The following is a 23332-nucleotide window of genomic DNA, read 5'->3' as shown; positions in this document are numbered from 1 at the left end:
GCCGCAACACGCCGTCATCCCGCAGACCGATGCTACTCGTGCTTTTCGTCGTACTCCTCGTCGGTGGGCGTCTCGTCGTACAGTTCGTGCCCCTGCTTCTCGGCAATCTTCATCTGCTCGTTGATCCACGCCGCCTCGGCCGGGTTGATGTCCGCCGTGTTGAGCACCTTCTGCCACACCGGGTAGAACAGGTGCATCGCCGGGTACATGGCCGTGAACAGGATCTCCGGCTTGTGCTTGCGCCAATGCTGCGGATGCGCGTCGAACGTGTTCTTGAAACGGCGCATGTAGTTGAGGAACGAGCCGAACGACGTGTCCATGCGCCGCGCGCTCATGCCCGCGATCATGCGCGGCGAATACACGGTCTTGAGCCCCTTGCCGATCAGATGCAGCGACAGGTCGATGTCCTCATGCATCACGTCCGACTTGTCGCGGCACACCTCGCCCGCGATCTGACGCCACGCGCTCGAGCGCACCGCCATGTTCGAGCCGAACAGCAGCGGCTGACCGCCGTCCGCACGGTAGATGCGCTTGCGGATCGAATTGTCGCCCTTCAGGCCGAAATGCCGCGACGGCATGTCATAGTACATCACCGGACCGGTCGCGCCCATCGCCTCCGGATCCTCGGTGAAGATGCCCGACACGACCTCCACCCAGTCGGGCTTGATCATGCAGTCCGCGTCGAAACGGCCCAACACGTCGCCCGTGGCCGCGTTCAGACCGAAATTGCGCGTCGGGATCAGCCCCTGCTCCTCGTTCTGATGCAGCAGCTTGATCGGCGCCTCCGGGTGTTCGGCCATGAACCGTTCCACGATCGCGCACGTGTCGTCGGTCGACCGATTGTCGACGACGATCACCTCATACGGCATCACCGTCTGCCGGACCGTGTTCAGCAGACAGTCGGCGATGCGCTCGGATTCGTTCCACGCGGGAATGACGATCGAAACATTCAGCATATCTTCAGCATACAAACGCCGCACGAACACCCGCATCATCCGCACGGACGAGATCACCGCAACCTCCCCGCCGAAATGACCGCCCGCCGTTAGAATAGGGAGCCATGACTGGACAGGATGACCAAAGAATCGATTTCGCGTCGGTGTTCCCGGCGAAGGGGGACTCGCGCAGACCGCCGGACTGGTGGGGCCGCGGACTCCTCTACGCCGTGATCGCCGTGTTCCTCGCCTACTTCGTCTGGAACTCGTGGGCGAAGATCGACTACATCGTACTCGATCTGGTCATCTCGATCTTCATCGCGCTCGCCATCGAACCGATGGTGCTCATCATGATCCGCCACGGCTGGAAGCGCGGCGTCGCGTCCGCGGTCAGCCTGGTCGGTCTTGCGGTGATCATCTGCGCGCTGTTTGCATTGTTCGGCTCGATGTTCGTCCAGCAGGTGATCTCGATGGTCAAGGGCATCCCCGCCCTCTACGACCAGATCGTCGCGCTCGTCAACCAGTACTCGTCGTTCAAGATGCCCGAGATCGACGCGCTCGGCGGCGAGATCGTCAAGAACCTGCAGACCTCATGGGTGGCGAACTTCGCCGGCCAGGCCGTGAGCACCACGATGGGCCTGTTCAGCGCGCTGCTCGACCTGATGACCATCGTGATGGTCACGTACTACATTTCCGCGGCGGGCCCGAAGATGCGCCGCAGCATGTGCCAGTGGCTCGGCGACAGCCAGCAGCGCCGCTTCCTGCTTGCGTGGACGATCGTGCAGGACCAGATCTCCGGCTTCCTGTTCTCCCGTTCGATCCTCGCGCTCATCAACGCGACGTGCACCGCGATCTTCCTCGAGATCATCCACGTGCCGTACTGGCTGCCGCTCGCCCTGTTCTGCGGCATCGTATCGCAGTTCATTCCGACGGTCGGCACGTATATCGGCGGCGCGCTGCCGGTCGTGTTCGCATGGGGGTCGAACGGCGTGCTGTACGCGGTGGGCGTGCTCGTGTTCATCACCGTCTACCAGCAGTTCGAGAACCTCATCCTGTCTCCGAAGATCTCGCAGCGCACGATGGATCTGAACCCGGCGATCGCGTTCCTCGCGGTGCTCGTGTTCGGTTCGGTGTTCGGCGCGCTCGGCGCGTTCCTCGCGCTGCCGATCACCGCGAGCCTGCAGGCGATCTTCAAGGTGTACACGAAACGCTACGAGCTGGTCGACTCGCCGCTGCTGTACGACCCGGACACGGTGAAGAAGTCGAAGGTGGTCGAAGGCGCGGAGGCGATCGGCGAGCACGTGTTCAAGCCGGTCACCGACCATATGCCGCGTGCGGCGAAGGGGTCGAGCGCGCGCGTGCCGATCGACGAGGAGCTGCGTCATCTGACCGAGCAGGTATATCGGATGCCGACGTCGGAGCAGTTGGACGATTCGGAGACGATGGCGATCCCGAAGGGCGTGCTCGGCAAGTGGGACGAGACGCGGCACGGCGGATTGGCAGGACTGAACGGCACCGACGACGCGGATGACGTCGCGACGGACGGCAAGACAGCAGACACATCCGACGACGATACGACGGCATCCGGAACGGCCGACGGCAACGCCGGCCACGACGAGACCGGCCGCACGACGGCTCCCGCACGCACCCCATCCGACGACAATCCAAGAAGCAGGTGGCGCTGATGGTCCTGTTATCCGTCCTCGACATCCTCATGTACATCGTCGGCACGGTCGGCATCGGATACCAGGCGATCTGCGTGGTCATCTCGCTGGTCTCCAAGCCGATCACGTTCCCCGACGCGCCGATGGACCGGCACTACGCCGTCCTCATCTCCGCACGCAACGAGGAGAGCGTCATCGGCAATCTCATCGGCGACATCCAGTCGCAGACATACCCGAACAAACTCATCGACATCTGGCTCGTCGCCGACAACTGCGACGACCACACCGCCGATCTAGCCCGTTCCAAGGGCTGCCATGTGATCGAACGATTCAACAAGGAGCTGGTCGGCAAGGGATACGCGCTCACCTACCTGCTCGACCAGATGAACGAGTCCGGCGCAAGCGACAAGTACGACGCGTTCTTCGTGTTCGACGCCGACAACCGGCTCGCCCCGAACTACTTCGAGGAGATGAACAAGGCGTTCCAGTCCGGGTTCAGGATCCTGACCAGCTACCGCAACTCGGTCAACCTGTCCGACAACTGGGTGTCGTCCGGCTCAGCACTGTGGTTCATCCGCGAATCGCGCTTCCTGTCCGCCTCGCGCATGCGCCTGGGCACCAGCTGCCACGTGGGCGGCACCGGATTCATGTTCTCCAAGGAGGTCATGCAGCGCAACAAGGGCTGGAAGTTCCACCTGCTGACCGAGGACCTCGAATTCACGATGGACTCGGTGCTGCACGGCGACCGCATCGGCTACTGCGGCACCGCGATGCTGTACGACGAACAGCCGGTCACCTTCCAGCAAAGCTGGCGCCAGCGGCTTCGCTGGAGCAAGGGGTTCCTGCAGGTGTTCCGCTACTACGGCCCGGCGCTCATCAAACGCGCGGTGCGCGAACGCGACTTCTCGGCCGTGGACTTCACACTGCTGCTGTGCCCGTTCACCGTGCTGGCGATCGCCCGCATGATCCTGGGATGGCTGTTCGCCGCGTGCGGATTCGTGACATGGCAGAGCCAGGTCGCCTCGCTCGGCGGATGGGCGTCCAGCATCGTGACCGCCGTGGTGACGATGATGGCGCTCGCCGCGCTCACGATCATCGTGGAACGCGACCATATCGGCGCGACGAACAAGGAGCTGCTCGCCTACGTGCTGAGCTTCCCGATCTACATGCTGAGCTATGTGCCGATCTCGTTCCAGGCGATCTTCGCCAAGGCCCAGTGGAAGCCGATCGCGCATAAAGGCGCATGAGACGCGACGGCTAGGAGCAGGGAGCCGATCAGGGTAAGTCGGATGCGCCGGCACGGCGGGGTCGCGCGCGTCAATGCGCATGGTCGTCATTCGCCGTCCCTGACGATTTCCGGATCGGAGGTGTCCGCGCTTGCGGTGAACCCTCCCGTATACCACGAATCCCACGCCGGCGTCTGCGTCGAATGACGCATCGCGTCCCGCGCGGCCTTGACGGTGAACTTGTCGCCGTCGATGCGCGTGATCTGCGCGATCTCGTAGTGGATATTCAGCCCCTCATTCCGCATGCCGGTGATGAATGCCGATACGAGCGAGGCGAACCGGTCACGATCGGTGACGGTTGTCGGGGAGATGTAGATTTCCGCGCTGCCGACGAAATACGAGGCGAGATCGTCGGCTGCAACGGACGGCGACAACTCCCATTGGGTCTCATTCTTCGGACCGGTGGGATCGCTGATCTGATAAACGCAGTCGAGATCGGGATGCACCGCAAGGAACCGTTCGATTCGCGCCGTGAGATGGCTGTTGTAATCGTCCTTGCGCAACGCGGTGAAATACGTGTCCGCGACGTACGGCTCGGAACCGTCCCTGTCCACATAGTCCACTTCGAATACCTCGCCCTGCAGCGGCCCGGACGTGGGCGTCACGTTGATCCACCATGTCGGGTCGAGCAGTTCCGGTCTATGAAATCCTTCGGATGCCTGGAATTTCACGCCGTACCGTTCCGACATCCCGTCAAGCAGCGTCTCCGCCAACGTGACCAGACGGAACAGCTGCACGTCACTCCAGCCCGCTTCCATGCCAACGACGCCCGCATCCCGTTCCTGACGATCATTCAACAGCGCCTTCGCTATCGCGATCTGTCGCGCGGTGGGTTTGACGTCCATGTCGTATCTTTGCTTCGCATATGGCGGCCAATCCGAGAACATTCCGTCGCCGGTGCCGCCGACGCCCGACCCGCCCGCGCCCGTATCAGCATGATGCGCGAACCATGATGGAGCGGCGCATCCGCAGACTCCGGTGACGATGGCGGCGATCGTCGCCAATGCCGCCACGTATGCCGCCCATCGACGGTTTCCTGCCCGGCTCATTGATATTCCCCGTCTCCGTTGACGCTCCGATATCCGTCAATTACCAATGTTCGACTTCCAGATATATAGTAGCCGGAAACGTGCAATTGGGCGAGAAGCGTAACCGAAAAACATACATATGAAAGTCATCATCGACCAACAAATCAGCAATGCAATGCTGGTTATATACAAATATAAAAGCAGCAAAACAATATCAAGCAAAATAAAGAATACGGAAAACTTAAGAACGATAAAAGCGTTTCGCATGGTTGAGGAGTATATGACATCGGAGCTAACGTGTTCGACATCATACTCCACAAGCGATCTTCGTTTCCAATACCGATGCGTTACTCCGATCGAAGCCACCGCCGAGCATGCAAGAACGATGCAGACAATAACTGGAAGATGACGATACGGCGAATCTCCCAATATGCCATCAAGCCAACGAAAGACGATGCAAGCCAGCACAACGCAGAAGGAAACGGAGGCAGGGCTCGGTCCGACCGTTTTACCCCATGAACCCTTATCGGAATAAAATACATGAGTTTTTGTCTGGTAATACAGGACAGGGGACATGGATGACCCATAGTCAATCGCGCCTATGGGCACGAAATCAGCATACTTGGATTCACCCATTTCAATCATCGTTTTCAGGAGAATTTTGGTATTCCGTCTTTGGATTCGCCGTTTGGTACGTTTCCGGAGGAACCATCAGACCGTTTTTTCACGGAAACAATGATGGGGCGGAACCGATCACGGTTTTGCCCCATCATGCGTCTCATCCGATCACGGACGTCACATCAGCGACTTGTAGATCGCGAGGATATCCTCTTCGGTGGCCTTGCGCGGGTTGCCCGGCGTGCACACGTCGTTGAACGCGTCGTGGGCGAGCGGCGCCAGATCGGCCTCGGTGGCACCGACCTCGGAGATCGTGGTCGGGTTCTTGAGGTCGACGGTCAGCTTGTGCACGGCCTGCACGGCCTCCTCGCGCACCGTCTCAAGGTCGCCGGTGTACGCGTCGGCCACGCCGAACGCGTCGGCGATGTCGCGGTACTTCTCACCGGTGAAGTCCTTGTTGTACTCCATGACCGGGGCCAGCAGGATGCCGTTGGCCACGCCGTGCGCGACGCCCAGACGGCCGCCCAGCGGATGCGCCATGCCGTGCACGAGGCCGAGGCCGACGTTCGAGTAGGCCATGCCGGTGATGTAGGAGGCGTACGCCATCTGCTCGCCAGCCGGAATGTCGCCGTCGGCGGACTTGGCGAGGTTCTTGGCGATCATGCGGATGGTCTGCATCGACAGGCAGTCCGACAGGCTCCACGCGCCCGGCGTGATGTAGCCCTCGATCGCGTGGGTCAGGGCGTCCAGGCCGGTGGCGACCTTGAGGCCGCGCGGCATGGAGTCCGTGAGATCAGGGTCGACGAACGCGACGATCGGGATGTCGTGCGGGTCGACGGCGACGAACTTGCGCTTGTTCGCGGTGTCGGTGATGACGTAGTTGATGGTCGTCTCGGACGCGGTGCCGGCGGTGGTCGGCACGCCGAAGATCGGCACGGACGGGTTCTTCGTGTCCGCGACGCCTTCGAGCGAGAGCACATCGGCGAACTCCGGGTTGGCGGTGATGATGCCGATGCCCTTGCAGGTGTCCTGCGGCGAGCCGCCTCCCAGGCCGATCAGGAAGTCGGCGCCGGACTCGGCGAACTTCTTCACGCCGTCCTGGATGCACTCGACCGGCGGGTTCGGCTTGACGTTGGAGAACACCTCGTACGGCATGCCGGCCTCGTCGAGCACCTTGGTGACCTTCTCGGCGGTGCCGGTCTCGAGCAGCACCGGATCGGTGACGATGAACGCCTTGGTAAAGCCGTGCGACTTCGCGACGGCCGGGATCTCCTTGATCGCGCCGCGGCCGAAATACGCGGTCTGGTTGAAAATCATCCGGTAGACCATACTGGTTCTCCTTCGAAACAGCGATGCGGCTACGCAACCATGCGCCGTGCCGCACCCTTGTCGGTTACAACGACTCCCATCCTACCCTCATCGATGTGATTTCGCTGGAAACCACGTCACAACACGCCGACGGCATCCCATCATCCACGGCAACGTGTCTCTTCCGGACTCTTCCCGGGCATACTGCCGTTCTAGGCCTCCACACCGACCGTAAGCCCGGGAAGGAGCAATCCAGCCCCAAGCATACGCCCACTTCTTCCCGGGCATACGGCCGCTTTGAACCTCCAAACCGACCGTAAGCCCGGGAACTTAACCCAACTACCCGGGCATACGGCCGGTTTACACACCGAAAACGGCCGTAAGCCCGGGAAACCAACCCAACCACCCGGGCTTACGGCCGGTTTGAACCCTCGAACCGGCCGTATGCCCGGGAAGGGACCTTGCGATCAGGAGCCGGCGCGCACGGATCGTGTGACCCTGAGCGCGGAGATCGTGCTGCGCACGGCGAGGAACGCGAGCCACGCGGCGAACAGCAGCGATCCGGCGCGCGGGGTGAGCCAGCCGGCCATCATCGTGCCGAGCGGCGCGGTCACCACAGCGCAACAGCCGATGATCAGCCCACTCTTCAGATGTACGATCCGCCGTTTCCAGTTCGCCGCCGTGCCGGAGATCGCACCGGGGAACATCACCAGCAGCGACGTGCCACGCGCCATCAGGTCGCTCGCGCCGAACAGGAACGAAAGCGCCGGCATCATGATCGCCCCTCCCCCGATGCCGAGCACGCCGGCGAGCGCACCCGTCACCACGCCGAGCAGCACGAGGAACACGCCCGACCACACGTGCAGCACGAGATGCCCTTCGCGCGGCGGCGTGAACGTGACCTGCTGGATGATCACGAACACGAGGAACGCCACCCAGACCCATCGCAGCACGACTTCGGGCAAGCGGCTGAGCAACAATGATCCAAGCTGGCTGCCTGCGATCACGCCAAGGGCGAGCAGGGCCGCGGCCAGCCAGTTCACGTTGCCTTCCGTGGCATAGGAGATCACGCCGGAGATTGACGTGGGCACGATGGCCGCGAGCGAGGTCGCCGCCGCGTGTCGTTGGCTCAGACCGAGCCAGACGAGCGCGGGCACGATGATCGTGCCGCCGCCGATGCCGAACAGGCCGGACAGCAGTCCGCACGCGAGTCCGGTGGCCACGAGCACGAGCACGCCGCGCCGATCCAATCGCGCGGCCGCAGGTTCCTCCACAACAGGTTTTTCGTCGTCGTTCACATGCGTCACCCTACCGCACCGACTACACTGAATATCCAGCGCATTCCACTCGGCAGAAGGGAAATCTCATGCTTGTCGCGGTCGACATCGGCAACACCAACATCGTGCTCGGTTTTCTGGATCGCGGCGACATCGTGGGCACGTACCGCATCACCACGAAGGCGAACCACACGTCGGACGAGTACGGCCTGATGATCATGCAGTTCCTCGAGCTGAGCGGGTTCTCGCCCGACGACGTGGACGACGTGATCATCTGTTCGGTGGTGCCGAAAGTGATGCATTCGTTCCGCGCGAGCATGATCAAGTTCCTCGACGTCGATCCGATGGTGGTCGGCCCCGGTGTCAAGACCGGCATCAACATTCGCATCGACGATCCGAAGTCGCTCGGCGCGGACATGCTGGCGGATTCGGTCGGCGCGTACGTGACGTACGGCGGGCCGGTGCTGGTGGTCGATTTCGGCACGGCGACGACGTTCGACTACGTGGATGCGAAGGGCACGATCACGGCCGGCATCATCACGACCGGCATCCGTACGGCCGCCGCGGCCTTGTGGGGTGAGACGGCACAGCTGCCGGAGGTGGAGATCACGCGGCCGAATTCGATTCTGGCGACGAACACGCGCACCGCGATGCAGGCCGGTCTGTATTACAACTTCCTAGGCGGCACGGAGCGCACGATCCGACAGTTCCACGAGGAGATCGGTGAGGATTTCCAAGTGGTGGCGACCGGCGGGCTCGGCCGCGTGCTCGAGAACGACACGCAGCTGATCGACGTGTACGACCCGGACCTGATCTTCAAGGGCATGGCCGCGATCTACGAGCGCAATACCGCACGGTAGCAGAAATAGGTAAACACCGTCATACAGACCGGGAGTAAGAGAATCCGTCATTTCGACCGAACGTAACAAGATCCCTGTCATTTCGACCGAGCGTGAGCGAGCGGAGAAATCTCCCGCCGATCAACGGGTGTGAAGATTTCTCGACTCGGCTTCGCCTCGCTCGAAATGACATTGCTCCGACGAAATGCACGCGAACTCGCACGACACCTGGACAATCTCACTTGATCGTGAAGCCCTGGTTGAAACCGTATTCCTTGAGATCCTTCTGCCATGAGGTGATGCCGTCGAGCAGCGTGATGCGCTTGCCCGGGTGCTTGGGCAGCGTGAGCGGCTTGCCATTGGGTTTGGTCTCGCCGGCCTCGATGCGGTCCTTGATGCTTTCGTATTGGTATTTGGCCGCAGACCAGTCGTACGCCTTGCCGACGGTCGCGCTGAAATCGTTGCGCGCGTAGACTTCGAACGGCAGGTACTGGTAGCCGGTCGTCACGTTTTCGGCCGCTTCGGAAAGCACCTTGTTGTACTGTTGGCCGCCGAAATACGCGATGTCGATGTTGCGCGAGTCACGCACGGTGGTCTTGTTGGCGAAGTCCGCGTCGGCGAGCGTGGCCTTGTCTGCGGGGAACGAGCCGCCATCGATGCGCGTGGCGATGCCGGCCGCATTGTGGCACACGTAGTCCACGAACCGGAACGCGGCGTCCGGTTTGCGGGTCGACTGCAGTACGCTCAGCGCCGATCCGCCGTTTTCCGAAGTGGCTTCGCGCCCGTCTTCGGTCGGCATCTGCGCGACGCGCCACAGTCCGGCGCCGCCCGGCACGTCCGACAGCAGCAGCGACGGCATCCACGCGCCGGAGAACACAGAGGCGACCGTGCCCGCGCCGAGTTTCTTCTTCCAGCCGTCCGACCATGTCTTGCTGGTCGTGTCGATCAGTCCCTCGTTGATCATCTTCTGCCAGAATTCGGTGAACGTGCGCGTACCGTCGTCGCCGGTCAGGTCGACGGTCACGGTCTTGCCGTCCGATGACGTGTGGAACGGACGGCCGCCGGCCAGCCAGACCATCGCGTTGTAGAAGCTCGCATCACCCGAGTCGGCGGCGATGTACACGTCGATCGCCTTGAGTTTCTTCGCGGCCTCGTAATAGTCGTCCCAAGTGCGGATCTTCGCGGCGTCCACGCCGGCCTGTTCGAACACGTCCTTGTTATAGAAGAACGCCATCGGGCCGGAATCCATCGGCAGACCGTACGTGCGGCCGCCAAGCTGGACGGAACCCCACGAACCGGGCGTGTAGAAATCGCCGTATCCGCTCACCCGATCGGTGATGTCGAGCAGCTGGCTGCTGACCGCGTACTGCGGCATCGCGAAGTATTCGAGCTGGGCGACGTCGGGCAGACCATAGCCGTCCTGGATGGCGCTGTTGAGGTTCTCGTAGCCGCTCGTGTCCTTGATGGTGACACGAATGTCGGGATTGGCCGCCTCGAACGCCTCGGCCAGAGCCTTCATGCTCGGCTCCCACGACCATACGACGATTTCGGTGCGCGTGTCGCGCTGGCCGCATGCGGCGACGGCGAGCAGGCAGACGACGGACAGGAACGCGGTCATGATGCGTGTCATTGGTCCTTGCGTCCGTCCGGTCAACCGTCGTGCAGTCATGCCGCCGCTCCCCTGATTCGAGATGTCGATGTCCGTATCGAGTGTACACACCGAGTCATAAGACGGCATAAGAAAGCGGCTCTTCTCACGGTATACCCGCAAGAAGAGCCGCTGATCAGTAGCGTTACTGGGCTACCGCTTGACGATGGCGACGCCGTTCGGGTCGATCGTCACCGTGCCGTCGTCGCCGGTGTGCGCGAGCGACGCGACGACGACCTCGCCGTCGGCCGGCACGCTCACCGGGTGGTGCGTGCGGTTGAACAGGAAGTGGAACGTGACGTCGCCGGCCTCGTTCGTGCGTTCGACGCGCAGCACGTCGCCCGCGCCCGCCTCGCCAGACGCCACCTCGACGCCCATAGTCTCGAGCAGCTCGGGCAGGCTCTTCGCCAGGCCCTCGCGGCCGAGTCGGCAGCCGACATACGCGGCCTTGCCGTCGCCGTACTCGTTGACAGTGATCGCCGGCACGCCGTTCATGCCGACCCACGGTTCGGACTTGTATGTCTCGAGCACGCGGGCGGAGTCGGCGGTGGAGGCGATCACGTCGGCGAAGTCGTGCGCGACCGCGCCGTTGGTCAGCTCGAGGTGGTCGAGCGCGCCTTCGAAGTCGGTGCCCATCGGCGCGAACTCCTCGATACGCACGCCCACCACGTCGCGGATCGAACCGGGGTAGCCGCCGAGCCAGATGTGGTCCTTCTCGTCGGAGATGCCGGTGTAGTAGGTCACGAACAGCTTGCCACCCTTGGCGACGTAGTCGCGCACGCGGCGGGTGTTGGACTCGTCGAGCAGGTACACGCTCGGCAGCACGGCGGCCTCGTAGGTGTCCCAGTCGGAGCGGATCGGCACCACGTCGGCGGTGACGCCCAGATCGGCGAGCGCGCGGAACCATGCGAGCGGCTCGGTCCAGTGGCGCACCTGCTGGGTCGGGGTGGCGGTGTGTTCGGTGGCCCATTCGGACTCGTAGTCGAACACGACGGCCACGCGCGACTTGGCGAGCGTGGTGTCGAGCACGCCCGCGTCGGCCAGGCGCTGCAGGTCCTCGCCGAGTTCGCACACGTCGCGGAAGTCCTGGCTGTCCTCGCCCGCGTGCGGCACCATCGCGGTGTGGAACTTCTCGGCGCCGGCCTTGGACTGCCGCCACTGGAAGTAGCAGATCGCGTTCGCGCCCATCGACAGGTGCACGAGGGCGTCGCGCACGAGCTGGCCCGGCTCCTTGCGGTAGTTGATCGGACGCCAGTTGACGGCGCCGGTGGAGTTCTCCATGAGGAACCACGGGTTCTTGCGGGCGATGCCGTCGGTCAGGGAGGCCGAGTAGGCCATCTCGTCGAGGTGGGATTCGCCGGGCGTGAAGTAATGGTCGTTGGAGACGAAGTCGACTTCCGCGCCCCAGTCGTCGTAGTCGAGGCCGGTGCCGCCGGCGGAGACCATGAAGTTGGTGGTGAGCGGCCGGCCGGGGGTGAGTTCCTCGAGCAGGTCGCGCTCGGCGATGTAGAACGCCTTGAGCGCGTCGGAGCTGAAGCGCTTCCAGTCGAGCAGCTTGCCCGGGTTCATGAAGTTGCCGTCGCCGATGAAGCGCGGCGGGACGATCTCGGAGAAGTCGTTCATGTGCTGCGCCCAGAAGGCGGTGCCCCACGCGTCGTTGACGGCGTCGATGGTGCCGTAGCGATCCTTGCACCAGTCCTGGAAGGCGCGCTCGGCGTCCTCGGAGTAGTCGAAGCGGTTGTGGCAGCCGTACTCGTTGCTCACGTGCCATGCGACGACGTACGGGTTGTCCTTGTAGTGTTCGGCCATTGCGCGGCACAGCTTGAGCGCGTACTCGCGGAAGACCGGGCTGGTCGGACGCCAGTGCTGGCGCGCGCCCGGCTGGCACACGTCGCCGCGGTAGTCCTGCCACAGCACCTCGGGATGGGCCTGGGTGAGCCACATCGGCGGCGAGGCGGTGGCGGAGGCGAGGTCGACGGCGATGCCGGCCTTGCCGAGCTTGTCGATGATGCGGTCAAGCCAGTCGAAGTCGAACACGCCTTCGCGCGGCTCGATCTTCGCCCAGCTGAAGATGCCGACGGAGACGAGGTTCACGCCGGCCTTGGTCATCAGGCGGATGTCGTCGTCCCAGACCTCTTCCGGCCACTGGTCGGGGTTGTAGTCGCCGCCGTACCAGATGCGGGCCGTCTGGCCCTCAAGCGGTTGCGGCCAGCGAAACGCTCTGCGCTGCGTCATTGCTGTCCTTTCATCATTGTTCGGAACACGAATGTTTGCGTTATCATTCCTTTCGCACTGCCATCATATCGCACCCCTAGCCACGCGCCACGCCGTACGGAACAAATCATCGCAAATTCTTTTACAGATCCGCCAAAATGCCTCACCGCCCGTCATCATCCCGTATAATGGCAACGAAAACATCGCCGTTCGGAAGTGAATCATGAACCGTCCATCCACGATATCCATGCAAGACGTCGCCATCGAAGCCGGCGTCTCCCCGCAGACCGTCTCCCGCGTCGCCAACGGCAGCACCGCCGTCAAGGCTGCGACCCGAGAGAAGGTCGAGGCGGCCATGCGCAAGCTCGGCTACCGGCCGAACTACGCGGCGCGCGCGTTGAAGCACGGCCGGTTCAAGGACATCGGCGTGGTCATGTTCAACATGAGCGCATACGGCAACGTGCGCATCCTCAACGCGATCTCCACCGCCGCCAACGAGCACGGCTACGCGATCACGATGCTCACGATCGGGCAGGGCCGCGAACGCACGCTGCGCGCGGCGGTCGACCGCGTCAAGCAGCTGCCGGTCGACGGCGTGATCGTCGTCATGGAGGAGCAGACGGCCGATTTCCTGACCTTCGAGCCGCCGGCCGAACTGCCCGTGGTCATCATCTCGGAGAAGCCGACCGACCACTGCCCCACCGTCGACGCCGACCAGTACGGCTGTTCCGAGGCCGTGGTCGACTATCTGACCGGCAAGGGGCATCGCACGGTGTATCACATCGCGGGACCGTCAACGTCGGTCGCGGCCGAGAACCGCGAGGACGGCTGGCGGCGGGCGCTGCAGCAACGCGGACTGCCGGTGCCGCCGGTGTATATAGGCGATTGGGAGGCCGACAGCGGCTATCAGGCCGGGCTGGCGCTCGCGCACGAGCGGGACTGCACGGCGGTGTACGCGGCGAACGACCAGATGGCGTACGGCGCGATGCTCGGGTTGCGCGCGGCCGGCAAGCTCGTGCCCGAGGACGTGAGCGTGATCGGCGTGGACGATTCGCTGATCGGCACGGTGCCGCGGCTGGAATTGACGACAATGCGGCTGGATTTCGACGGGATCGGCCGCGAGGCGTTCTCGATGGTGACCCGCCAGTGCGAGGGAGAGACGCTGCCCACCGGCGTCAAGCACGTCATCCCCGCCACCCTCGTCGAACGCGCCTCCGTACGCGACTTGACCGCTTAACCCAGCGGGATGCGGGAGGTGAAGGTGCGCGGCTCGTGGGCGACAGGGTCGATGAACGACAGCTGCCGCGCGACGAGTTCGAGCGGCCGGCTGAAGTCGTCGTAGGCGCGTTCGATGATGCGCGGATAGAAGTCGTCGCCGACGATCGGCAGACCCAGCGAGTTCATATGGACGCGCAGCTGATGCGTCTTACCGGTACGCGGATACAACGTATAAGCGCGCACGTTCCGCTCGACGTAGCCACCGGCACCAAGCTCGATCACCGTCTCCGCATTGACCGCGCCCGGCTCCTCGTACGCCTGCAATATCCCGCGCTGCTTGACGATGCGCGAGCGCCGCAACAACGGAAACACGCGCGGCGGCTCGAGCGACGCGATCGTCCCGTATCGCGGACGGCGTATCGGCGCAGCCGGAGCAAGACACTCGTACACCTTGGTCGTGCGCCGTTCCTGAAACAGCATCTGGTACGCCCCGCGCAACGCCGGATCACGCACGAACACGACCACACCGGCCGTGAGCCGGTCCAACCGGTGCGCCGGCACGATATCCGGCTCGCCATACCGCTCGCGCAACCGGATCAACGCCGTCTCGCGATACCACATGCCGCGCGGCGTGACGGCAAGAAAATGCGGCTTGTCGATCACAACGATCCCCGCATCCTCGTACAGCACATCAAAGTCAAACGGAATCCGCGGCTCGTCCGTCACCCAGCGATGATGCTGCGTCATTGATCACCCGACTTTCCACAGTTCCAGCGGTGACCGGGAGCGGCCGGGATATGCGTCGCTCAGCCCGGAGCGTGTCGAGCAACATATATGCCAGCCGGCACCGGACCACGCCGGAACTATCTTGCGGCTGAACCGCTACTCCACCGTGACGGACTTGGCGAGGTTGCGGGGCTTGTCGACGTCGTAGCCCTTGAGCTTGGCCATGTCCATCGCGAACAGCTGCAACGGCACCACGTCGACGAGCGGGCTCATCAGCGTCGGGCACTGCGGCCGCCAGAACACGACGTCCGCGTAACGCTCCACGTCCGGGTCGCCCTCTTCGGCCACAGCGATGATGAACGCACCGCGCGCCTTGACCTCCTCGATGCCGGAGATCACCTTGGCATGCAGCACGTTGCGGCCACGTTCGGGCGGCACGATGAACACGATCGGCTCGCCTTCGTCCACGAGCGCGATCGGGCCGTGCTTGAGCTCGCCGGCCGCGAATCCTTCCGTGAACGTGTACGCGATCTCCTTGAGTTTCAGCGCGCCTTCCATCGCCACCGGGTAGCCGACGTGGCGGCCGAGGAACAGGAACGACTTCGCGTTCACCATCTGCTCGGCGGCTTTCTGCACGGCCTTGGTCTGCGTGTCGAGGATCCACTGGATCTTGCGCGGCATGGCCTTGAGCGCGTCGAGCGTGGCGTGGATCTCGTCGCGGAACATCGCGCCCTTGACCTGCGCGAGGTACAGGCCGAGCACGTAGGCGGCGGTGATCTGCGCGACGAACGCCTTGGTGGAGGCGACGGCGACTTCGGGGCCGGCGTGCGTGTAGAGCACGGCGTCGGATTCGCGCGGGATGGACGCGCCCTGCGTGTTGCAGATCGCGAGCACCTTGGAACCCTGTTCGCGGGCGTGGCGCAGGGCCATGAGCGTGTCCATCGTCTCACCGGACTGCGAGATCGCGACGACGAGCGTGCGCGGGGTCAGGATCGGGTCGCGGTAGCGGAACTCGTGCGCGAGCTCGACCTCGACCGGGATGCGCACCCAGTGTTCGATCGCGTACTTGGCGACCATGCCGGCGTATGCCGCGGTGCCGCACGCGATGACGATGATCTTGTCGATCGCCTTGAAGTCATGCTCCTCGATGCGCACCTCGTCGAGGTTCAGGTCGCCGTGCTTGTCGAGACGGCCGAGCAGCGTGCGCTGGACGGCGGCCGGATCCTCGTGGATCTCCTTGTCCATGAACGAGTCCCAGCCGCCTTTTTCGGCCGCGGACGCATCCCAGTCGACGGTGTACGTCTTCGGATCGTCGATCACGTTGCCGTCGAAATCGGTGACGATCACCTTGGCGGCGGAGACGCACACGGCCTGGTCCTGGTCGACTTCGAGCGCGCGCTTCGTGTACGCGACGAACGCGGCCACGTCGGAGCCGAGGAAGTTCTCGCCGTCGCCAAGTCCGACGACCAGCGGCGAATCGTGGCGTGCGCCGACGACGATGTCCGGCTGGCGGCAGTCGGTGGCGAGGATCGTGAACGCGCCTTCGAGCATGCGCGCCAGACGGCGCACGGCCTTGAACAGGTCGGGCTTGCCGTCCTCCGCGATGATCGCATCCACGATCTTGCCGAGCAGTTTCGCGGCGACCTCGGTGTCGGTGCTCGACGCGAACCGGTAGCCTTCGGCCTGCAGATCGAGGCGCAGCTGGGAGGCGTTTTCGATGATGCCGTTGTGGATGATCGCGACCTTGCCGTCCGCGCTGGTATGCGGGTGCGCGTTCACGTCGGACGGTTCGCCGTTGGTGGCCCAGCGCGTGTGCCCGATGCCGACCGTGGCGAGCGGCATCGGATTGCGTTCGATGTCCTCGACGAGGTTGGCGAGGCGGCCGGCCTTCTTGCGCACGGCGACCTGCTCCATGCCGGGGGCGCTCAGGGCCACGCCAGCCGAATCATATCCGCGGTATTCGAGGCGCTTCAAGCCCTGCAAGCACACTTCCAAGGGCTTGCCGCACGCGGTTTCAACGTTTCCTGCATATCCAACGATTCCACACATAGCCCACTACCCTACCGGACGCATGTTGCAACGCGAAACCGCAACCCGCCACATTCACGCGTTCGGCGCAATGGCCGGTCGCACGCGTCATCTGCAGCGGATTCGTCCGCGTCCCGTCAACCACCGAAACAATGGAATCCCCCGCGGCGTACCATGAGGCGCGTGAGTACTGTGCGTATGCGGAATGTGTTGGGGAATGCGGGCACGCAGCTGCGCGACGCCGTGCGGACGGCGTGGTCGACGACGGTGGATGCGTTGCGGGTGCGGACGGCGATGACGGTCGCTATGTGGGTGTCGAATCTGCTGGTGATGGCGATGCCGTCGTTGCAGGTGTGGCTGATCCGTTGGGTGACCGGGCCGGCCGGACTGGCCGGATCGCCGTCGGACGTGCGCGTCGGTGCGGTGATCCTGCTGCTGACGTTGGGTGCGGTGGTGATCGCCGTCTCGTACGAGGTCACGTCGCGTATCCGCGAACTGCTCGTGATCCCGTTGGGCGCGGAATACCGCACGCGCCTGACCCACGCGTTGACCGACATCACGCCCGCGCAGACGCTCGACCGCGCTCTGAACGACCGTATCCGCGCCGCACGCGACGCGATTCCGTACAACATCGCCAATCACTCGTCCAACGCGACCGTCGTCGTGGGCGCCGTGTTCTCCATGATCATGCTCGCCGCGTCTCTGTGGACCACCAGTCCGGTCGCCGCCGTCCTGCTCGGCGCGGCGATCATCCCCGAACTCGTCGCGCAGGCCGCCAACGCGCAGCTCGGCAGCGATCTGTGGCCCTTGCAGGGCAAGTATTCGCGCCGTGCCGCCTATCTCGAGCAGATGCAGGATTATCCGCCGACCAGCACCGAACTGGCCGCCACGCGCGGCTCGTTCTCCATTCCCGAACAGGCGCACGACAGTTACACAGCCATGAGCGGCCTGTGGCGGCGCATCTCCCTGCAGGCATTGCGCGGTGCGGGATTGAGCGCCCTCGCGTTCGCCGTGCTCGCGGGCGGCGCGTTCGCGACGATCATCATCCATGACCACGCCGCACTCACCACGGTCGCGGCCGCCGTGGTCGGCGTGATCACCGCACTGTCGATCACGCGCAGCACGGGCGACGCGTTCGGCGAACTCATGAGCTCCACGCCGATGGTCCTCGCCTACCAGCAGCTCATGGACACGCTGCGGGCGAATCCGACGATTCCCGAAACGCATGGGCCGGTCGGCGTGCGTGCGGAACACGTCACGTACCGGTATCCGGCCGCGGATGATGCGGAAGACAACGGCGATGACGGCAACGTCAGCGACGACGGCACGAACGGCAACGATGCGACGCTGTCCGGCGCGGCAGACACGCCCGCTCACCCCGCGTTGGACGATATCTCGCTCGACATCGCGCCGGGATCGATCGTCGCGCTCGTCGGCGAGAACGGCTCAGGCAAGACGACATTGGCGAAGGTCATCGCCGGCATCCTAGAACCCGGCTCCGGCACGGTCACCCTGCCCCAACCGCACGATTCCACTGTCACGACAGCATTGGGACGGCTCGGCGCGACCAGCATGACGTTCCAGGACTTCACCCGGCTCGAGGTCACCGTGCGCGAGTTCATCGACCCGGCCGGACGGAAAACGGACCGGCAACTCTGGGACGGACTCGCCCGCGCCCATGCGGACACGACCATCGCCGACCAGCCGAACGGGCTGGACACCCAGCTCGGCGCGCAATGGGGCGGCATCGGCCTGTCCGGCGGCCAATGGCAACGACTCACCCTAGCCCGCACGGTCCTGTCCGACCAGCCGCTGTGGATACTGGACGAGCCGACCGCAGCCGTGGACGCGACCGCCGAAGCCGCGATCTACCACGATCTGACCGCCAACCGGCCGAAAGGCACCACGGTGATCGTCATCAGCCATCGGCCGCATGTGCTGGTCCATATGGACCGGATCGTCGTGCTTGATCGCGGCCGCATCGCCGAAACCGGCACGTACGACCAGCTCATCGCGGGTCACGGCATGTTCAGCCGACTGGCGCACGACAGTCTGGAATAGTCGCCTCTATCCGTACGTTGCTGCAGCATCGGCAGCACAACCGTACGTTCATACACCCTATCCGTACGTTTTCGCAGCAGCTTCAGCAGAAACGTACGGAGAAGGCCGCCCGGCGTACGGTTTCGCAGATGACTGTGGCGAAACCGTACGCCGGACGGCCTGTGAGGGTGATCGGCGACCTTCTACAGCACGTGCTGCAGGAAGTCCTTGAACCGGGGTTCGGTGGGGTGGTCGATGATGTCGGGACCGCCCTGTTCTACGACCACACCGCCGTCCATGAAGACAACCTGATCGGCGACCTCGCGGGCGAAGCCGATCTCGTGCGTGACGACGATCATCGTCATGCCCTCCTTGGCGAGCGAAAGCATCACGTTGAGCACCTCGCCGACCAGCTCCGGGTCGAGCGCCGAGGTCGGCTCGTCGAACAGCATGATCTCGGGCTTCATGGCGAGCGCGCGGGCGATGGCGACACGCTGCTGCTGGCCGCCGGACAGTTCGGACGGATAGTAGTCGAGCCGCTCCCCCAGTCCGACGCGCTGCAGTTCCGCCTTCGCCAGTTCGCGCGCCTCGGCCTTGCTCATGTGCTTGACGTGCACGGGCGCTTCCATCACATTTTCGATGGCGGTCATGTGCGGGAACAGGTTGAACCGCTGGAACACCATGCCGAGCTTGGAACGCTGCGCGGCCACGGCCTTGTCGTCCAGGGTCTGCCAGATCTCGCGGCCGTCGGCGTCCGTGCGACCGGTGCGCTTGTAGCCGATCAGCTCGCCGTCGACTTCGATCTCGCCGCCGGTCAGCGTTTCAAGCTGGTTGATCAGGCGCAGGAATGTGGATTTGCCCGAGCCGGAGGGGCCCAGGATCACGGTGACGGTGCCGGGCATGACGGTCATGTCGACGCCCTTCAGCACATGCAACGAGCCGAACGCCTTATGCACGCCGGTGGCCTTGACGGCCGGGACGACACCGGAGACAGTGCCCGTGGAAGTCGTAATGTTATCGGTCATCTCAAATACCACTCCCTCGGCTCACGCGGTCATGCCGGTGAAGCCGGCCTCGTTGATCTTATTCACGTCGTCCTTCGGCTCGCCTTCGGTCTTGCCGGGCAGCGGCGGCTGCTTGCCGCGCGTGCCCATCGCGCGCGCGTCGAAGCCCTTGCCGAAGTGCTTTTCGATGCGCGACTGGATGACCATCAGGATCGACGTGATGAGCAGGTACCAGAAGCAGGCCACGAGCAGCAGCGGAATCGGCTTGTAGATGCGGTTCGCGATCGCGCCGGTGGCGAACTGCAGTTCGAGCGTGAACGGGACGGCGGTGACGAGCGACGTGGTCTTGAGCATGCCGATCGTCTCGTTGCCGGTAGGCGGGATGATGATGCGCATGGCCTGCGGCAGGATGATGCGGCGCATGATGAGCGAACGCTTCATGCCGAGGGCCTGCGCGGCCTCGGTCTGGCCCGGGTCGACCGCCTCAAGGCCGGCGCGCACGATTTCGGACAGGTATGCGGCCTCGTTCAGGGCCAGGCCGATCCATGCGGCGTTGAACGCGGTGATCACATCCTGCGAGTTCACGCTCCAGAACGCGATGTCGGTGAACGGGATACCGAGGCTGAGCTTGGGCACGAGCACGGCGAACAGGCCCCAGAACACGAGCTGCGTGTACACAGGGGTGCCGCGGAAGAACCAGATGAAGAACCAGCTGACGCCGCGCAGCACCGGGTTGATGGACTTGCGCATGATGGCGAGGATGATCGACAGGATGATCGCGACGACCATCGAGATGACGGTCAGTTCGAGCGTGTACCGAATGCCTTCGAGCACGTTCTCGTTGAACAGGTACTTCCAGACGGTCGGCCAGTCGAGCCGCGGATTGGTGATCATGCCCTGGATGAGCATCGCCGCGAGCAGCGCGACGATCACGGCGGCCACGATCGGGCCGGGACGGCGCACGGGCAGCGCGTCGATGCGGTTCGGGATGTTCAGTCCGTCGCCGTCAGCTTGTTTCTTCGCCATATGTATATCAGTCCTTATGTAATATCTCGGCTCCCTCGGCTGAGGGACGTTGCTGTGAAGCAAACGCGGGAGCGTTTGCCAGCAACGTGCGAGCCGTGAGGCGAGCTAGTAAATAGCCAGCCGGAGGCTGGTCCGCAATTGCAGGATGCTGTCAACGTAGCTGACTGGGGGAGGGTCAAAGCCATTGCCTCTTAGTCCCACTTCGCTGATTAAGGGGCAATCAAAAGCAAAACCCTCTTCTCTCCCTCAGTCAGCCTGCGGCTGACAGCTCCCTCATCAGAGGGAGCCGAGTAATAGAGGTTTACGCCAGATCGGTGGGGTTGATCTCGGCCTTGTCGAGCGCACCGGATTCGACGCCCCAGTGCTTGAGGATCTTGCCGTACGTACCGTCGTCCATGAGCTGCTGCATGGCGGCCTGCACGAACTTGTCCATCTCCTCGTCGCCCTTCTTGATCGCGACGCCCTGCTTCGCGGTGCCCTCGACCTCGCCGAGCATCTCCAGCTCGCCGCCGGTCTGGCTGATCGCGTAGCCGCCGACCGGCGAATCCGCGTAGAACACGTCGGCCTTGCCGGTCACCACGCTGGTGGCCGCATCGGTCTGCAGCTTGGTGGAGAGCACCTCGACCGCATCCTTGCCGTCGGCCTTGCACTGCTCGGCGGCCTTGTTGGCCTCCTCTTCCTGCACGGTGCCGGTCTGCACGGCGATCTTCAGGCCGCACAGCTGCGCGGAGTCGACCTTGTTCGGGTTGCCCTTCTTGACGACCCAGCTCGAGCCGGCACGGTAGTAGCTCACGAAGTCGACGGCCTCGAGACGTTCCGTGGTGATCGTCATCGCGGTGATGCCGAGATCGTACTTGGATCCGACGGACGGGACGATCGAATCGAACGTGGACGAGACGATGTCGGTCTTGACGCCGGCAAGCTTGCCGATCGCGGTGGCGATGTCGACGTCGTAGCCGACCGGGGTCTTGCCGTCCTCGGCGAGGAATTCGGCCGGCGCATACGACAGTTCCATGCCGACGGTCAGCTTGCCCGCGCTCTTGACCGCGGACGGCAGCAGCGCGGCGACGTCGTCGTTGGTCTTGACGCCGCTCAGGTCGTAGCCCTCGGTGGTGTTGGTCGCGTTGCCGTCCGCATCGGTGGCGGTGTCGGTGGTGCCGCAGGCCGCCGTGGCGAACAGCATGGCGGCGCTCAGCGCGAGCGCGGCGGCGGTTTTGAGGTTCTTGAACATCATGGTTCCTCTCTGTGTTCTCTCGGTTCTCGATGTGTTTACCGAGTATACAGAGAGGACAGGTTTTTCCTGTTACGAATGATGCCGCGGTTATTTCGATCAGACGAGGCACACTCACCATTGTCATGTCGACCGAGCGAAGCGAGCGGAGAAATCTTCCGGAAGCCAGCCTCCTTAAAGATTTCTCGACTCGGCTTCGCCTCGCTCGAAATGACAGGGGGTAACAGTCACTCCAGTCGAAACGACACGTTCTCGATCACACGGTCGGGTTGATCTCGGCCTTGTCTATCGCGCCGGACTTGACGCCCCACGCGTCGAGGATCTTGCCGTACGTGCCGTCGTCCATCAGCTTCTGGATGGCTTTCTGCACGGCTTCGGCGGTCGCCGAATCGCCCTTCTTGATCGCCACGGCCTCCGGCGTCACGCCGGTGTCGTCGCCGAGCGTCTCCAGCGTGTCGCCGGTCTGCGAGATCGCGTATCCGGCGACCGGCGAGTCGGCGTAGAAGATCGACGCCTTGCCGGACGCCACGGCGGTGGTCACGTCGGTCTGCAGCTTGGACGACTGGATGTCGATCGCGTCCTTGCCGTCGGCCTTGCACTGCTCGTTGGCCTTGTTGACCTCTTCCTCCTGCGTGGTGCCGGTCTGCACGGCGACCTTCACGCCGCACAGGTTCGCGGTGTCGACCTTGTCGGGATTGCCCTTGCGCACGACCCACGTGGAGCCGGCCTTGAAGTAGGTGACGAAGTCGACGGCCTCCATGCGTTCCGGCGTGACCGTGAACGAGGAGATGCCGATGTCGTATTTGCTGCCGACCGACGGGATGATCGAGTCGAACGTGGACGAGACGGTCGTCTCTTTGAGACCGAACACGGCGGCCAGCGCCTTGGACAGGTCAACATCGAAGCCGACGGCGGTCTTGCCGTCCTCGGCGAGGAATTCGGCCGGCGCGTACGAGGTGTCGGTGCCGACGGTGAGCGTGCCGTCGCCGGCCACCGAGTCGGGCAGCAGCGAGGCGATCGCGTCGTCCTTCTTGATGGAGCTCGTGTCAAAGCCCTGCGTGGTCGACGAACCGGAGTCCTTGGAGTCGTTGCCGGACGCGCTGTTGCCGCCGGTATCGGTGGTGCCGCAGGCCGCGGCGGCAAAGATCATGGCCGCACTCAACGTGGCGGCCGCGATGGAACGGATCGAACGTATTCCCTTGCTGTAAGACATTGGATTTCCTCTCTCAGACATGTCGACCG

Annotated in this window: 17 protein-coding genes; 5 read left to right on the top strand and 12 right to left on the bottom strand. The window is 63.8% G+C overall.

The window, feature by feature from the left end; genetic code table 11:
• Positions 1-32: 32 nt before the first annotated feature.
• Positions 33-956, bottom strand: a complete 924-nt coding sequence (locus tag JS541_RS09490) for a glycosyltransferase family 2 protein (RefSeq protein WP_214374218.1) — start codon at positions 954-956, stop codon at positions 33-35.
• Positions 957-1060: 104 nt separating this feature from the next.
• Here JS541_RS09490 and JS541_RS09485 point away from each other — a divergent pair, with 104 nt between their 5' ends.
• Both JS541_RS09485 and JS541_RS09480 read left to right on the top strand, forming a co-directional pair.
• Positions 1061-2620, top strand: coding sequence for an AI-2E family transporter (locus JS541_RS09485; RefSeq protein ID WP_214374217.1), 1560 nt, complete (start codon positions 1061-1063; stop codon positions 2618-2620).
• A complete protein-coding gene (locus JS541_RS09480) occupies positions 2620-3846 on the top strand; it encodes a glycosyltransferase family 2 protein (RefSeq protein ID WP_214374216.1) in 1227 nt (408 codons plus the stop codon). The genes JS541_RS09485 and JS541_RS09480 overlap by 1 nt, the downstream gene beginning before the upstream one ends.
• 86 nt (positions 3847-3932) lie before the next feature.
• Here the strand turns inward: JS541_RS09480 and JS541_RS09475 are convergent, their stop codons facing one another.
• From JS541_RS09475 to JS541_RS09465, 3 genes are all read right to left on the bottom strand, one after another.
• Entirely contained in the window at positions 3933-4934 is a 1002-nt protein-coding gene (locus JS541_RS09475) for a hypothetical protein (protein ID WP_214374215.1), read from the bottom strand.
• 774 nt (positions 4935-5708) lie between these two features.
• Positions 5709-6860, bottom strand: a complete 1152-nt coding sequence (gene fucO, locus JS541_RS09470) for a lactaldehyde reductase (protein WP_214374214.1) — start codon at positions 6858-6860, stop codon at positions 5709-5711.
• Positions 6861-7306: 446 nt separating this feature from the next.
• Positions 7307-8137 carry a sulfite exporter TauE/SafE family protein gene (locus tag JS541_RS09465; RefSeq protein ID WP_214374213.1) on the bottom strand — a complete coding sequence of 277 codons (831 nt, stop codon included), beginning with the start codon at positions 8135-8137 and terminating at the stop codon, positions 7307-7309.
• A gap of 68 nt (positions 8138-8205) precedes the next feature.
• Between JS541_RS09465 and JS541_RS09460 the strand changes: the two genes are divergently transcribed.
• Entirely contained in the window at positions 8206-8976 is a 771-nt protein-coding gene (locus JS541_RS09460; RefSeq protein ID WP_214374212.1) for a type III pantothenate kinase, read from the top strand.
• 217 nt (positions 8977-9193) lie between these two features.
• On the opposite strand, the gene JS541_RS09455 is transcribed toward JS541_RS09460, so the two are convergent.
• Positions 9194-10573: a sugar ABC transporter substrate-binding protein gene (locus JS541_RS09455; protein WP_214374246.1), complete on the bottom strand. Its 1380-nt coding sequence runs from the start codon at positions 10571-10573 to the stop codon at positions 9194-9196.
• A 183-nt stretch (positions 10574-10756) separates the two neighbouring features.
• Positions 10757-12838 (bottom strand): beta-galactosidase, encoded by a 2082-nt coding sequence (locus JS541_RS09450; RefSeq protein WP_214374211.1) that lies wholly within the window; start codon positions 12836-12838, stop codon positions 10757-10759.
• 226 nt (positions 12839-13064) lie between these two features.
• Between JS541_RS09450 and JS541_RS09445 the strand changes: the two genes are divergently transcribed.
• Positions 13065-14054 carry a LacI family DNA-binding transcriptional regulator gene (locus JS541_RS09445; protein ID WP_214374245.1) on the top strand — a complete coding sequence of 330 codons (990 nt, stop codon included), beginning with the start codon at positions 13065-13067 and terminating at the stop codon, positions 14052-14054.
• Here the strand turns inward: JS541_RS09445 and JS541_RS09440 are convergent.
• Both JS541_RS09440 and glmS read right to left on the bottom strand, forming a co-directional pair.
• Entirely contained in the window at positions 14051-14782 is a 732-nt protein-coding gene (locus JS541_RS09440) for a pseudouridine synthase (protein WP_214374210.1), read from the bottom strand. The genes JS541_RS09445 and JS541_RS09440 overlap by 4 nt on opposite strands.
• Before the next feature lie 135 nt (positions 14783-14917).
• Positions 14918-16810, bottom strand: a complete 1893-nt coding sequence (gene glmS, locus JS541_RS09435) for a glutamine--fructose-6-phosphate transaminase (isomerizing) (protein ID WP_214374209.1) — start codon at positions 16808-16810, stop codon at positions 14918-14920.
• A 177-nt stretch (positions 16811-16987) separates the two neighbouring features.
• On the opposite strand from glmS, the gene JS541_RS09430 reads away from it, so the two are divergent.
• Complete coding sequence (locus tag JS541_RS09430; RefSeq protein ID WP_214374208.1) at positions 16988-18850, top strand: ABC transporter ATP-binding protein; 1863 nt, start codon at positions 16988-16990, stop codon at positions 18848-18850.
• Positions 18851-19032: 182 nt separating this feature from the next.
• Here JS541_RS09430 and JS541_RS09425 read toward each other — a convergent pair whose 3' ends face one another.
• The 4 genes from JS541_RS09425 to JS541_RS09410 all read right to left on the bottom strand — a co-directional run bounded on the left by JS541_RS09425 (position 19033) and on the right by JS541_RS09410 (position 23303).
• Entirely contained in the window at positions 19033-19854 is an 822-nt protein-coding gene (locus JS541_RS09425; protein WP_214374207.1) for an amino acid ABC transporter ATP-binding protein, read from the bottom strand.
• Positions 19855-19875: 21 nt separating this feature from the next.
• On the bottom strand, positions 19876-20859 hold the full coding sequence (locus JS541_RS09420) for an amino acid ABC transporter permease (protein ID WP_214374206.1): 984 nt from the start codon (positions 20857-20859) through the stop codon (positions 19876-19878).
• Between the two features lie 301 nt (positions 20860-21160).
• Entirely contained in the window at positions 21161-22090 is a 930-nt protein-coding gene (locus JS541_RS09415; RefSeq protein ID WP_214374244.1) for an ABC transporter substrate-binding protein, read from the bottom strand.
• Positions 22091-22346: 256 nt separating this feature from the next.
• Positions 22347-23303 (bottom strand): ABC transporter substrate-binding protein, encoded by a 957-nt coding sequence (locus tag JS541_RS09410; RefSeq protein WP_214374205.1) that lies wholly within the window; start codon positions 23301-23303, stop codon positions 22347-22349.
• Positions 23304-23332 lie beyond the last annotated feature (29 nt).

This window comes from Bifidobacterium sp. SO1 (assembly GCF_018555335.1).
In the GTDB taxonomy this organism is placed as follows: Bacteria; Actinomycetota; Actinomycetes; order Actinomycetales; family Bifidobacteriaceae; genus Bifidobacterium; species Bifidobacterium simiiventris.
The sequence above is the reverse complement of the archived record's forward strand: the minus strand, read 5'-3'. Positions and strand labels throughout refer to the sequence as shown.